This is a genomic window from Agrococcus jejuensis (assembly GCF_007679035.1).
GTDB lineage: Bacteria > Actinomycetota > Actinomycetes > Actinomycetales > Microbacteriaceae > Agrococcus > Agrococcus jejuensis_A.
Map to the genome: position 1 here is coordinate 239265 of NZ_VEFR01000004.1, position 12696 is coordinate 251960.

The window sequence follows — 12696 nt, forward strand, 5'->3', positions numbered from 1 at the left end:
CGTGCCCTATGGCGCGGGCGGCCACTCCGTGAGCGGTGCAGCGGGCTCGAGCACGCCCGGCGCGACCGGCACCGGCACCTCGTAGCGCTGCGGCGCCGCGCCCTCGACCGAGCCGAGGCGATCCTCGACGAGCACGACCCGCTCGCCCGAGAGCTCGGCGATGCGCACGCGCACCGCACGGCCCTCCTCGATCGCGTACGACCACGTGCCGTCGAGCCACGCGATCGAGTGCTCGTCGAGCATCGACTCGATCGCGAGCCACTCGCCCGGTGCGCCGAGCGCGCGGCCCAGCAGGTCGTGGGCCTGGAACAGCCCGCCCTCGGCGAGGTGCACGTAGCCCACGGTCTCGCCGTCGGCACGGTGGTGCGGCATCCAGTCGTCGGGGATCACCGCGCGACCCTACCGCGCCGTGCCCGCGCGCGCAGCCCGCGCGCGCCACGCGCGCGAGAGGCGTAGCGTGCCGGGGCACGGGATGGCGGATGCGGAGCGAGGGAGCGACGATCATGGCGAGCGACGGACACAGCAGGGTCAACGCGAGGGTCGTCGGCATCGCCATCGCGGCGGCGCTCGGCGGCTTCCTCTTCGGCTTCGACACCGCCGTCATCAACGGCGCCGTGGATGCGCTCGCCGGCGAGTTCGACCTCTCGGCCGCCGTCAAGGGCTTCGCCGTGTCGTCGGCGCTGCTCGGCTGCGTCGCCGGCGCCTGGTTCGCCGGGCAGATCGCCAACCGGTTCGGCCGCATCCCGGTGATGCTCGTCGCCGCCGTGCTCTTCCTCGCATCGTCGATCGGCTCGGGCCTCGCGTTCGGCGTCGTCGACCTCATCGTGTGGCGCGTCATCGGCGGCCTCGGCGTCGGCGCCGCCTCCGTCATCGCCCCCGCCTACATCGCCGAGGTGTCGCCCGCGCACGTGCGCGGCCGCCTCGGCTCGCTGCAGCAGCTCGCGATCGTGCTCGGCATCTTCGCCGCGCTGCTGTCGAACGCGGCGCTCGCGGCCGGCGCGGGCGGCGCCGCCGGCGAGCTGTGGGCCGGCCTGCAGGCGTGGCGGTGGATGTTCATGGCCGAGGCGATCCCCGCCATCATCTACGGCGTCATGGCCATCCGGCTGCCCGAGTCGCCACGCTTCCTCGTGGCCCGCGGCGACGTCGACAAGGCATCCCAGGTGCTGCTCGACTTCACGGGCGAGCCCGACGTGAACCTGCGCATCGAGCAGATCCGCACGTCGCTCGAGCGCGAGGACCGCGAGTCGCTGCGCGACCTGCTCGGCAAGCGCCTGGGCCTGAAGCCCATCGTGTGGGTGGGCATCCTGCTGTCGGTGTTCCAGCAGTTCGTGGGCATCAACGTGATCTTCTACTACTCCACGACGCTGTGGCGGTCGGTGGGATTCGATGAGTCGGATGCGCTGCTCACGAGCGTCATCACGTCGGTGACGAACATCGCCGTCACGATCGTCGCGATCCTCATCATCGACAAGGTCGGCCGGCGCATCATGCTGCTCGCCGGCTCCGCCCTCATGGCGGTGTCGCTCGGCACGATGGCACTCGCGTTCTCGTTCGCGACGCTCGACGCCGAGGGCCAGGCGACGCTCGAGTCGCCGTGGTCGACGATCGCGCTCGTCGCCGCCAACCTGTTCGTCGTCGGCTTCGGCACGACGTGGGGACCCGTGGTGTGGGTGCTGCTGGGCGAGATGTTCCCGAACCGCATCCGCGCCGGGGCGCTCGCGGTCGCGGCGGCGGCGCAGTGGCTCGCGAACTTCGCGATCTCGACGACCTTCCCCATCTTCGCCGAGATCGGCCTCACCTTCGCGTACGGCTTCTACGCGGTGTTCGCGGCGCTGTCGTTCGTGTTCGTGCTCTGGCAGGTGCCCGAGACGAAGGGCGTCGAGCTCGAGGACATGCCCGAGGAGCTCGAGGTGCGCAAGAGGCGGTCGTAGCGCGGCTGCGCCGATCGGTCGCTCGTCGAGACGACTGGTCGCAGTTGGCTCGACACTGGTCGCACCTGGCCCTCGACTGGTCGGAGTTGGCTGCCAACTCCGACCAGCGTCGAACCGTCTGCGACCAGTCCCGTCGGAGGGCGGGCGCAGGGCTAGCGTGGAGGGATGCTGCGCGAGCGCCTGTACCCGACCCCGCGGCGCGTCGTGCTGGGGCAGGCGGGCACGGGCTGGCTCGGGCTGATCTCCTCGTGGGTGCTGCTCGCCTACGGGTCGGTGCTCACGGCGCTGTCGGGATCGGGGCTCGCCGACCTGTCGCTCGCGTGCGAGGCGTCCGTCCGCGTCTGCGGCGCGGCCGCGTGGGGCGGCGTGATCGCCGGCGTCGTGACGATGGCCGTGTCGGTGCTGTTCTCGATCGTGATCGCGCGTGGCTTCGGCCCGCCGGTGCGATGGTGGATCCTGCCGGCCGCCGTCGGCACGCTCGGCGCCGGGCTCGCGCTCGGCGCGTTGCTCGGCAGCGGCTCCGTGTCGGTGCCGCTGCTCGCATCCGGGCTCGTGCTCGTGGCGATCGCGATCGCGCTCGGCATCCTCTGCCTCGGCCAGGGCAAGGCAGCGGTCTACGGATGGGTGCGGCTCGACGGGCTCTCGGGCCGAGAGGTGCCGATGCGCGGCGTCGAGGTGCTGCTGCCCGCCGCGGCCGCCGCGTCGTGCGCTGCCGCTGCGGCCTTCGCGGTGCACACGGCCCGCCTGCTCGCCTCCGGCTGAGCCCTGGGCGGCTTGACTGGTCAGAGATGCACCTCGACCGGTCGGAGATGCACCTCGACTGGTCGCAGTTGCACCGACACCGTGACCAGTCAGGTGCGACTGCGACCAGTCACCGGGAGGTCGTCACCAGTCAGCGCACGGAGCGACCAGTCACGACGCCGAGTGACCGGTCGGATCGATCAGACGTCGGCGTGCGGACGCTCCGCGTCGACGTCGGACTCGTGCGGCGCCGCATCCACGAGCTCGTGCACGCCCGAGACGATCTCGTCGGGGCGGAAGGGGTACTGGTCCATCGACGACTGCGTCGTGATGCCCGTGAGCACGAGCACCGTGTGCAGGCCCGCCTCCATGCCGGCGATGATGTCGGTGTCCATGCGGTCGCCGATCATGCCCGTGTTCTCGGAGTGCGCGCCGATCTTGTTGAGCGCCGACCGGAACATCATGGGGTTCGGCTTGCCGACGACGTAGGGCACCTTGCCGGTCGCGGCCGTGATGAGCGCCGCGACGGAGCCCGTCGCGGGCAGCGGACCCTCGGGGCTCGGGCCGGTCGCGTCCGGGTTCGTCGTGATGAAGCGAGCGCCGCCGTCGATGAGGCGAATGGCCTTCGTGATCGCCTCGAACGAGTAGTCGCGCACCTCGCCCACGACGACGAAGTCGGGGTCGGTCTCGGTCATCGTGAAGCCCGCGTCGTGCAGCGCCGTGATGATGCCCGCCTGCCCCAGCACGTAGGCGGAGCCGCCCGGCATCTGCTGCTTCACGAAGTCGGCCGTCGCGAGGGCCGACGTCCAGATGCGGTCCTCGGGCACGTCGAGGCCCGAGGCGCGCAGCCGTGCGGCGAGGTCGCGGGGCGTGAACATGGAGTTGTTCGTGAGCACGAGGAACTCGGTGCCCGCGTCGGTCCACTGCTGGATGAGGGCCTGCGCGCCGGGCAGCGCATGGTTCTCGTGCACGAGCACGCCGTCCATGTCGGTCAGCCAGCACTCGATGTCGGAACGATCGCGCATGTCCCCACGGTAGTCCGGATGCCCCGGCAGTGGTGGGGGATGGCGCGAAGCGTTCGCCCGGGGTTCGCCGGAGCGATGGCCGCCGGCGGCCGGCGGACCCCACCCGCCCGCGCCGGCCGAGCGCGTCGATCGCGAGACGGCAGACTGGCCGGATGGATGCGCGCAGCGACGAGGAGCCGGAGGCGCAGCTGCCCGACGTCGGCGTCGGCCCGTGGCCGGGCGAGCATCCCGCCGATCCGCGCTACGACCCCGAGCTGCTGGAGCACGGCGATCGCCGCAACGTCGTCGACGAGTACCGGTACTGGACGATGGAGGCGATCGTCGCCGACCTCGACGCGCGCCGGCATCCGTTCCACGTCGCGATCGAGAACTGGCAGCACGACCTGAACATCGGGTCGATCGTGCGCACGGCCAACGCCTTCGTCGCGGCCGAGGTGCACATCGTCGGCAAGCGGCGCTGGAACCGCCGCGGCGCCATGGTGACCGATCGGTACCAGCACGTGCGGCACCACGAGTCGGTCGAGGCGCTCGCGGCGTGGGCTGCGGAGGCGGGCCTGCCGATCGTCGCCGTGGACACGCATCCCGCGTCGCGGCCCGTGGATGCGGCGCCGCTGACGAAGGCGTGCGTGCTGCTCTTCGGGCAGGAGGGGCCGGGGCTCACGGAGGCGGCGATCGCCGCCGCGTCCGACCACGTGCACGTACGTCAGCTCGGCTCGACGCGCTCGCTGAACGCCGCGGCGGCCGCGGCGATCGTGATGCACGAGTGGCTGCGCACCCACGCCCGGAGTTGACGACTTCGGCCCGATGCGAGGTCGCATCGGGCCGAGGCCCTCGACTAGGCGCCGGTGAACGTCAGCACGAGCAGCAGCACGTTGAGCGTCACGAGCGCGGCGGCGAAGAGCGCGCCCAGCGCCGTCGTCCACCACCGGTTCGCATGCTCGCCCATGACGGTGCGGCGTGCGGTGAGCCACACGAGCGGCACGAGCGCGAACGGGATGCCGAACGACAGCACGACCTGGCTCAGCACGAGCGCGAGCGTGGGGTCGACGCCGAGCGCGAGGATGGCGAGCGCTGGCACGAGCGTCACGAGGCGCCGGGTCGTGACCGGCACGCGCACGTGCACGAGGCCCTGCATGATCTCCGACCCGGCGTAGGCGCCGACGGCCGTCGAGGCGAGGCCCGAGGCGAGCAGGCCGATCGCGAACATCGTCGCGACGCCGACGCCCAGCGCCGCGCCGATCGCGGCGTGCGCGCCCTCGAGCGAGTCGGTGCCCTCGACGCCCGCGAGGTTCGCGGCGGCGAGCACGATGATCGCCACGTTCACGGTGCCGGCGATCGCGAGGGCGATCGACACGTCCCAGCGCGTCGCGCGCAGCAGGCGCGGCACCGCGAGCGGCTCGCCGTCGCCCGAGCGGAACCGGTCGCGCGTGAGGCTCGAGTGCGCGTAGATCGCGTGCGGCATGACCGTGGCGCCGAGGATGGATGCGGCGAGCAGCACCGTGTCGGGTCCCTCGAAGCGCGGCACGAGGCCGCCGAACGCCTCCGCGCCGGGCGGGCCGACGAAGAGGCCCGCGGTGAAGCCGACGGCGATGACGACGAGCATCGCCGTGATGACGATCTCGAACACCCTCGGGCCGCGGCGCGTCTGCAGCCACAGCAGCGCCATCGAGATCGCGCCCGTGATCGCGCCGCCCGCGACGAGGGGGATGTCGAACAGCAGCCACAGCGCCACCGCGCCGCCGATGACCTCGGCGACGTCGGTCGCCATCGCCACGGCCTCCGCCTGCAGCCAGTACGCGATGCGCCCGGCGCGCGAGCCGAACCGCTCGCCCAGCACCTCGGGGAGGCTCTTGCCGGTGACGATGCCGAGCTTCGCCGACAGGTACTGGATGAGCCACGCCATGAGGTTGCCCACCACGACGACCCACAGCAGCAGGTAGCCGTAGCGGGCACCCGCGGTCATGTTCGCTGCGACGTTGCCCGGGTCGAGGTAGGCGACGCCGGCGACGAGCGCGGGTCCGAGCAGCCAGATCGGGCGCGGACGCAGGAGCGGGGATGCGGTGCGCTCGGCAGTCTTCGGCATGCCGAAACCTTATGACCAGGCTCGACGAAATCGCAAGGCCGCGCAGGGGTGCGAGGCGTGCGAGCCCACACCCGCACGGGCGGACCCCCGCAGCTGGTCGAGGAGCGCGCGAGCCCTTGGGCGAGCACGCGTCACGAGACCCGCCGTCCCCGCGAATGGCTGAGCACCGAGACGTGCTCGCGATCACTCGGGTCTCGTGACGCGTGCTCGCTGCGCTCGCGTGCTCCTCGACCAGCTGGTGGGGCGCTCGCTCGCTCCTCGACCCGCTGTGAGGTTCTCGCGCGCTCGTCGACCAGCTCGTGGGGCGCACGCGGTGTCGGGTGGACCTACCCGATCAGGCTCGGCTGGAGGTCGCGCAGCGTGCGGTGGTCCATCATCCGGGCGACGCCGAGGATGACGAGCACGAGCGCCGCCGCGCCGAACAGCGCGAGCACGAGCGCGTCGTGCCACGCGATCCCCGCCGATCCTCCGTACATGACCTGCCGCAGCGCCTCCACGGCGTACGTCATGGGCATGGCGTGGTGCAGCGCTGCGAGCGGCCCCGGCAGCGTCTGCCACGGGAAGGTGCCGCCGGCGGTCACGAGCTGCACGACCATGAGCACGAGGCCGAGGAACTGGCCGACGGATCCGAGCCAGACGTTGAGCGCGACGACGATCGCCGCGAAGACCGCCGAGGCGAGCAGCATGACGCCGAGCACGCCCAGCGGCACCGCGAGCGTGAACCCGAGCGCGAGCGTGACGATGCCGAACAGCGCGACCATCTGCAGGGCGCCGAGCGCCGCGGGTGCGAGCCACGACGCGAGGCCGACGCGGATGGGGGAGCGCAGCGCCGTGACCGCGCGTCGCGAGACGGGATGCACGATGAGCAGCAGCGCGTAGATGCCGATCCACGCGGCGAGCGACAGGAAGAACGGCGCGAGGCCCTCGCCGTACGAGCCGGCCGACGTCACGGCGTCGGCGTCGAGTGCGACGGGGTCGGCGATCGTCGACGCCTGGTCGTCGCGGAGCGCGGGCGTGGATGCGGGGATCTCGTCGACGGCATCCGACAGCCCGCCTGCGAGCTCGGTCGCGCCGTCGTCGAGCTGCGCGAGGCCGTCGTCGAGCGTGGCCGCGCCGGAGGCGGCGTCGTGCGCGCCGGACGCGAGCGTGGATGCGCCGGATGCGGCCGAGGCGGCGCCGGTCGCGAGCTGCGACGCGCCCGTCGACAGCTGCGACGCACCCGAGGTTGCCTGCGCGATGCCGCCGGCGAGCTGCGGTGCGGCGGCCGAGAGGCGTGCCGCGCCGTCAGCGACCTGCTGCGCGCCCGCCGACAGCTGCTGCAGCTGTCCCGACGCCTGCTGCACCTGACCGTCGCCATCGACCACGGCCGAGCCGAGGGCGTCGAGCGGCACGAGCGCGTCCGCGATCTGCGCCTCGGTGAGCCCGGCCGCCTGCAGCGCGGCGACGATGTCGGCGCGCGTCTGCGGCACGTCGGCGGCGAGGCCGCTCGTGACCGACGCGACCTGCGCGCCGACGGCGGCGACCTGCGCGTCGCCGTCGGCCACCTGCTGCGCGCCCGAGGCGAGCGCGGCGGCGTCGGCGGGCAGCGTCGCGGTCGACGACTGCAGGGTCGAGAGCCCGGATGCGAGCGGTGCGGCGCCGTCGGCGAGCGCCTGCGCGCCCGAGGCGACCTGCCCCGTGCCGTCGGCGAGCGCATCCGCACCCGTCGCGAGCTGCGCCGTGCCGTCGGCGAGCGCCGTCGAGCCGTCGTGCGCCTGCGTCGCGCCTGCGGCGAGATCGCCGGCGCCCGTCGACGCGTCGACGAGCCCGTCGCGGATGTCGCTGATGGCGAGCAGCAGCCGCCCGGCGGCCTCCTCGCCCACCGACTCGCGCACCGAGGTGAGGATGGCGTCGGTCGCGCGCTCGCCGAGCGTGCCTGCGAGGTAGCCGTTCGCGTCGTTCGTCTCGAGCACGACCTCGGCCTGATGCGGCTCGTCGCCGGATGCGCTCAGCAGGTCTGCCGAGAACGTCGCCGGCAGGGTCACCGAGAAGTCGTACGTGCCGTCCTCGACGCCCGCCTGCGCGCTCGCCGCCGTGACGCGGTGCCACGCGAACGAGTCGGAGTCCTGCAGCTCGTCGGCGACCTCGTCGCCCACGACGCGCATCGTGCCGTCGTCGTCGGCCGCGCCGGCATCCGCCACGACGAGCGCCACGGGCACGTCGTCGAGGTTGCCCTGAGGATCCTGGTTCGCCCACAGGTACAGGCCGCCGTAGAGCAGCGGCACGGTGCAGAGGGCGAGCAGCGCGAGGCGCGCCATGGGCGTCGCGACGAGCCTGCGCAGCTCGGCGAGCACGATCTGCGGCACGGTCATGCGGCCACCTCACGCGGTGCGGATGCGGATTGGTCACGATTGGCGGCCGAGTGGTCGCCAGTGGTTCGCGACACGCCGCTGGGCGAACCACGAGTGCCCAATCGATCCAGCTCGCCTGCGGCCCGCAGCACGCGCTCGGATGCGGGGCTCGCGAGCACGAGCACGGCGAAGCCGCGGTCGGCGATCGAGCGGGCGAGCGCCCACCAGTCGTGCGGGTCGCCGCCGTGGCGGTCGGGGCTCGCGAGCACGACGGCCTCGATGCCGTCGCGCAGGATGGCGAGCTCCACGAGCACGCGCGTACGGGTCGCGGGTGCGAGGTCGGCGACGGCGGTGGCGAGCGCGTCGAGCACGCCGAGCTGCGCGGCCCAGCCGCGCACGCTGCGCGGGTCGCCGGGCAGGCCGGCGAACAGCAGCTCCTCGGCGATGGCGCCGGCGAGCGAGACGGCAGGGTCGGGGTCGGATGCGCGCGGGGCGTCGACGAGGGCGACGCGGGCGTGCAGGTCGCGGCGGTCGTCGACGCCGTCGAGCAGCACGCGGCCGGATGCGGGCTTCATGCGGCCGGCGGCGATGAGGCCGAGCACCGTGGGGCGCTGCTCGGTCTCGATGACGACGAGCGTCGCCGCACCCGATGCGAACGCCGCATCCGTCGCGGGCAGGGCATCGCCCATCCCGACCTGCTCCAGCAGCACGTCCATCGCGCTTCCTCCTCCGACCGCACTACGGTAAACTAAACCGACTGGTCAGTACAAGTATTCCGACAGGAGTCGACGATGCCCCGCCCCAACCGCAGCCGCGAGAAGGTGCTCGACGCGGCCGCCGCCCTGGCCGCCGAGCGTGGCGTCACCGCCACGACGGTCGACGACATCGCCCAGCGCGCGGGCGTGGCGAAGGGCAGCGTCTACTACTCGTTCCCCTCCAAGGACGCCGTCTTCGAGGCCGTGCTCGCCGATGCCGTCGAGCGCACGGGCACGCGGCTGGGCGAGGCGCTCGCCGCCGCGCCGGCAGGGAGCGCGCTGCGGGCCATCGTGACGTCGTTCCTGCAGGGCGTCGAGGAGCGTCCGACCGCCGCGAAGGTCGTCGCGGGCGAGCTCTTCCGCACGGACCGCCCGTGGCAGCAGTCGCTCGCTGCCTATCGCTCGGCGCTCTTCGCGCTCGTCGCCGACGCCATGGAGGCCGATGGCGCCCCGCGCCCGTCGACGCTGCGCGCATCCGCCGTCGTCGGCGCCATGGTCATGGTCGCGTTCGAGCGCACGGTCTTCGAGCCCGAGGCGTCGATCGCCGACGCCGTCGAGGCGGTCCTCGCCGGCGTCTGACCGCTGCACCGGGCGCACCGTCGCTCCGGCGTGTCGCAGTCGAGGTCGTGGGCTGCCCTCGACGGCGACGAACGCTTCATCCGTCGCCGCCGGGCGCCATCGCCCGCGCACTGCTGGGCCATCCCGCCGTCCGGGATCCGCAAGGAAACCTCACCGCAGACGCACAGCGAAATGACGATCCGTCGAGTTCGCGCACATCCTTGACGCGCGCCATCCACTCTTGCACATTCGTGCACAGGGTCCAGGATGTCCACCCCGACATCGGATGCCGGGGGACGACGTGGTCGCTCGGCAGGACCTGGCAGGCACCGGATGGACCGGTGTCGACCACAGCGAGGAGCTGTCCCATGAGGAGAACCCCCCGTCCCACGCCGCTCGCGCGACGAACCCTCGTCGCCACCGCGATCGCCGCAGCAGCCTTCATGGCCCTGCCCACGGCGATGGCCTCCGCGGCACCGTCTGGCGCCGAGCCGCTCGACACCGCCCCGGTGTCGGTCGACGCACCGGTCGACGAGCTCATCATCGGCTACGACGCCCCCGCGTCGGCGCCGGACGCCGAGCAGCTCGTCGCCGAGTCGTCGGTCGACGTCGCCGTGACCGACGTCGCCCCCGTGGCGACCGGATCCGAGGTGGTCGCGCTCGACGCGGCCGTCTCAGGAGCCGAGCTCGACGCGCTCGTCGCGGAGCTCGAGGCCGTCGACGGCGTCGCCTACGTCGAGCCCAACGCCATGATGACGATCGCCCAGACGAACGATCCGGGATACGGCCAGCTGTGGGGCCTGCAGGACGGGCCGACCGGCATCGACGCACCCGGAGCCTGGACCGAGTCGCGGGGCGCGGGCGCCGTCGTCGCCGTGCTCGACACGGGCATCACCTCGCACCCCGACCTGAACCCCAACGTGCTGCCGGGCTACGACTTCGTCAGCAACGCCTCGGCGGCGCGCGACGGCAACGGTCGTGACGCGAACCCCGCTGACCAGGGCGACTGGTCGGCGGCGAACGAGTGCCAGCCGAACAGCGCGGCGCGCAACTCGTCGTGGCACGGGACGCACGTCGCGGGCACGATCGCGGCGGTCGGCGACAACGGCCAGGGCGTCGTCGGGGCAGCCTACGAGGCACGCATCGTGCCGGTGCGCGTGCTCGCGCGATGCGGCGGCTCGACCACCGACATCGCCGACGCGATCATCTGGGCGGCCGGTGGCAGCGTCTCGGGCGTGCCCGCCAACGCCAACCCGGCCGACGTCATCAACCTCTCGCTCGGCGGCGCGGGCTCCTGCTCGACCACCACGCAGCGCGCCATCGACACGGCGGTGGCACGCGGTGCCACGGTCGTCGTGGCCGCAGGCAACAGCAACGCCAACGCCTCGGGCTTCAACCCCGCCAACTGCCGCAACGTCGTGACCGTCGCAGCGACCGACATCGGCGGCAACCGCGCGTTCTACTCGAACTACGGCACCACCGTCGACATCTCGGCGCCGGGCGGCGAGTCGGCGGTGCGCGGCGAGGGCATCCTCTCGACGCTCAACACCGGCACCACCACCCCGGGTTCGCCGAGCTACGCCGAGTACCAGGGCACCTCGATGGCGACGCCGCATGTCGCAGGCGTCGTGGCGCTGCTCGCAGCGACCGAGCCGGGCCTCACCCCGGCGCAGATCGAGCAGCGGCTGCGAGCCACCGCGGCATCCATCCCGGCATGCTCGGGCGGATGCGGCGCCGGGCTCGTCGACGCTGCGGCGGCGCTCGCGGCGGGCTAGCCGCGCAGACGGGTCGGCCGCTCGCGGCCGACCCGACGAGGCCCCGGATGCGCATCCGGGGCCTCGTGCGCGTCCGTCTCCGCCGGCATCCCCGGACCCCTCGGGGCCCGGAGGACCCCCGCGATAGGGTGGAGTGCAAGCGGGCTCCCGCTTGCCGACCAAGCAGAAGGGGACCCCATGCCGGGCATCGTGATCCTCGGGGCGCAGTGGGGCGACGAGGGCAAGGGCAAGGCCACCGACCTCCTCGCGAGCCGCACCGACTACGTCGTGAAGTTCAACGGCGGCAACAACGCGGGCCACACCGTCGTCGTCGGCGACGAGAAGTACGCGCTGCACCTGCTGCCCTCCGGCATCCTCACCCCGGGCGTCGTGCCGGTGATCGGCAACGGCGTCGTCATCGACCTCGAGGTGCTGTTCGACGAGCTCGAGGCGCTCTCGGCGCGCGGCGTCGACGTGTCGAAGCTGCGCATCTCGGCGAACGCGCACATCATCGCCGACTACCACCGCACGCTCGACAAGGTCTCGGAGCGGTTCCTCGGCAAGCGCTCGATCGGCACGACCGGTCGCGGCATCGGCCCCGCCTACGCCGACAAGATCAACCGCGTCGGCGTGCGCGTGCAGGACCTCTTCGACCCGTCGATCCTGCGCCAGAAGGTCGAGGGCTCCCTCGATCTCAAGAACCACCTGCTCACGAAGGTCTACAACCGTCGGCAGATCACGGTCGACGAGATCGTCGACGACCTGCAGTCGTACGTCGAGCGCCTCCGCCCGATGGTGGGCGACACGGCCCTCGAGCTCGACCAGGCGCTCGACCGCGGCGACATCGTCGTGTTCGAGGCCGGCCAGGCGACGATGCTCGACATCGACCACGGCACGTACCCGTTCGTCACGTCGTCGTCGGCGACCGCCGGTGGCGCCGCGACCGGCTCGGGCGTCGCGCCCGCGCGCCTCGACCGCATCATCGGCATCGTCAAGGCGTACACGACCCGCGTCGGCTCGGGTCCGTTCCCGACCGAGCTGTTCGACGAGTGGGGCGAGCGCCTGCGCGCGACCGGCTTCGAGTTCGGCACGACCACGGGCCGTCCGCGCCGCACCGGCTGGTACGACTCCGTCATCACCCGCTACGCCGCGCGCGTCAACGGCGTCACCGACTTCGTGCTCACGAAGCTCGACGTGCTCACCGGCATCGAGCGCATCCCCGTCTGCGTCGCCTACGACGTGGATGGCGTGCGCCATGACGAGATGCCGGTGTCGCAGTCCGACGTGCACCACGCGACGCCCATCTACGAGGAGTTCCCCGGCTGGACCGAGGACATCTCCGGCGCGCGCACGTTCGACGACCTGCCGAAGAACGCGCAGGACTACGTGCTCGCGCTCGAGGCGATGTCGGGCTCGCGCATCTCGGCGATCGGCGTCGGCCCCGACCGGGAGGCCATCGTCGTGCGACACGACCTCATCGAGGGCTGACCCCGAGTTGCGGTCTTCGGCCCGATGCGAG

11 protein-coding genes are annotated in these 12696 nt (G+C 72.7%); 6 read left to right on the forward strand and 5 right to left on the reverse strand.

The features are described 5' to 3' along the window. Positions 1-6 precede the first annotated feature (6 nt). Positions 7-390, reverse strand: coding sequence for a hypothetical protein (locus tag FS793_RS16305; RefSeq protein WP_186329524.1), 384 nt, complete (start codon positions 388-390; stop codon positions 7-9). 89 nt (positions 391-479) lie between these two features. On the opposite strand from FS793_RS16305, the gene FS793_RS13395 reads away from it, so the two are divergent. After that, the gene (locus FS793_RS13395; RefSeq protein WP_144721137.1) at positions 480-1931 is read left to right on the forward strand and encodes a sugar porter family MFS transporter; all 1452 of its coding nucleotides are present in this window, start codon (positions 480-482) and stop codon (positions 1929-1931) included. 165 nt (positions 1932-2096) lie between these two features. Continuing rightward, positions 2097-2693 (forward strand): hypothetical protein, encoded by a 597-nt coding sequence (locus FS793_RS13400; protein WP_144721139.1) that lies wholly within the window; start codon positions 2097-2099, stop codon positions 2691-2693. Between the two features lie 179 nt (positions 2694-2872). On the opposite strand, the gene FS793_RS13405 is transcribed toward FS793_RS13400, so the two are convergent. After that, positions 2873-3697: an HAD-IIA family hydrolase gene (locus FS793_RS13405; protein ID WP_144721141.1), complete on the reverse strand. Its 825-nt coding sequence runs from the start codon at positions 3695-3697 to the stop codon at positions 2873-2875. Between the two features lie 152 nt (positions 3698-3849). Between FS793_RS13405 and FS793_RS13410 the strand changes: the two genes are divergently transcribed. After that, positions 3850-4488, forward strand: a complete 639-nt coding sequence (locus tag FS793_RS13410) for a TrmH family RNA methyltransferase (RefSeq protein WP_144721143.1) — start codon at positions 3850-3852, stop codon at positions 4486-4488. Between the two features lie 44 nt (positions 4489-4532). Here FS793_RS13410 and FS793_RS13415 read toward each other — a convergent pair whose 3' ends face one another. The 3 genes from FS793_RS13415 to FS793_RS13425 all read right to left on the reverse strand — a co-directional run bounded on the left by FS793_RS13415 (position 4533) and on the right by FS793_RS13425 (position 8826). Further along, entirely contained in the window at positions 4533-5780 is a 1248-nt protein-coding gene (locus tag FS793_RS13415; protein ID WP_144721145.1) for an Nramp family divalent metal transporter, read from the reverse strand. Between the two features lie 326 nt (positions 5781-6106). After that, positions 6107-8131 (reverse strand): YhgE/Pip domain-containing protein, encoded by a 2025-nt coding sequence (locus FS793_RS13420; protein ID WP_144721147.1) that lies wholly within the window; start codon positions 8129-8131, stop codon positions 6107-6109. After that, entirely contained in the window at positions 8128-8826 is a 699-nt protein-coding gene (locus FS793_RS13425) for a hypothetical protein (protein WP_186329525.1), read from the reverse strand. The genes FS793_RS13420 and FS793_RS13425 overlap by 4 nt, the downstream gene beginning before the upstream one ends. Positions 8827-8901: 75 nt before the next feature. On the opposite strand from FS793_RS13425, the gene FS793_RS13430 reads away from it, so the two are divergent. The 3 genes from FS793_RS13430 to FS793_RS13440 all read left to right on the forward strand — a co-directional run bounded on the left by FS793_RS13430 (position 8902) and on the right by FS793_RS13440 (position 12665). After that, positions 8902-9444: a TetR/AcrR family transcriptional regulator gene (locus tag FS793_RS13430; protein WP_144721149.1), complete on the forward strand. Its 543-nt coding sequence runs from the start codon at positions 8902-8904 to the stop codon at positions 9442-9444. Positions 9445-9791: 347 nt separating this feature from the next. Then, positions 9792-11198, forward strand: coding sequence for a S8 family peptidase (locus tag FS793_RS13435; protein ID WP_222123763.1), 1407 nt, complete (start codon positions 9792-9794; stop codon positions 11196-11198). Between the two features lie 177 nt (positions 11199-11375). Continuing rightward, the gene (locus FS793_RS13440) at positions 11376-12665 is read left to right on the forward strand and encodes an adenylosuccinate synthase (RefSeq protein ID WP_144721151.1); all 1290 of its coding nucleotides are present in this window, start codon (positions 11376-11378) and stop codon (positions 12663-12665) included. Positions 12666-12696: the final 31 nt, after the last annotated feature.

What these genes read in the sequence shown, in the direction of transcription:
- FS793_RS13430 (WP_144721149.1), top strand. Translation starts at nt 8,902, where the DNA reads ATGCCCCGCCCCAACCGCAGCCGCGAGAAGGTGCTCGACGCGGCCGCC.
- FS793_RS13400 (WP_144721139.1), top strand. Translation starts at nt 2,097, where the DNA reads ATGCTGCGCGAGCGCCTGTACCCGACCCCGCGGCGCGTCGTGCTGGGG.
- FS793_RS13415 (WP_144721145.1), bottom strand. Translation starts at nt 5,780, where the DNA reads ATGCCGAAGACTGCCGAGCGCACCGCATCCCCGCTCCTGCGTCCGCGC.
- FS793_RS13440 (WP_144721151.1), top strand. Translation starts at nt 11,376, where the DNA reads ATGCCGGGCATCGTGATCCTCGGGGCGCAGTGGGGCGACGAGGGCAAG.
- FS793_RS13410 (WP_144721143.1), top strand. Translation starts at nt 3,850, where the DNA reads ATGGATGCGCGCAGCGACGAGGAGCCGGAGGCGCAGCTGCCCGACGTC.
- FS793_RS13405 (WP_144721141.1), bottom strand. Translation starts at nt 3,697, where the DNA reads ATGCGCGATCGTTCCGACATCGAGTGCTGGCTGACCGACATGGACGGC.
- FS793_RS13420 (WP_144721147.1), bottom strand. Translation starts at nt 8,131, where the DNA reads ATGACCGTGCCGCAGATCGTGCTCGCCGAGCTGCGCAGGCTCGTCGCG.
- FS793_RS13435 (WP_222123763.1), top strand. Translation starts at nt 9,792, where the DNA reads ATGAGGAGAACCCCCCGTCCCACGCCGCTCGCGCGACGAACCCTCGTC.
- FS793_RS13395 (WP_144721137.1), top strand. Translation starts at nt 480, where the DNA reads ATGCGGAGCGAGGGAGCGACGATCATGGCGAGCGACGGACACAGCAGG.
- FS793_RS13425 (WP_186329525.1), bottom strand. Translation starts at nt 8,826, where the DNA reads ATGGACGTGCTGCTGGAGCAGGTCGGGATGGGCGATGCCCTGCCCGCG.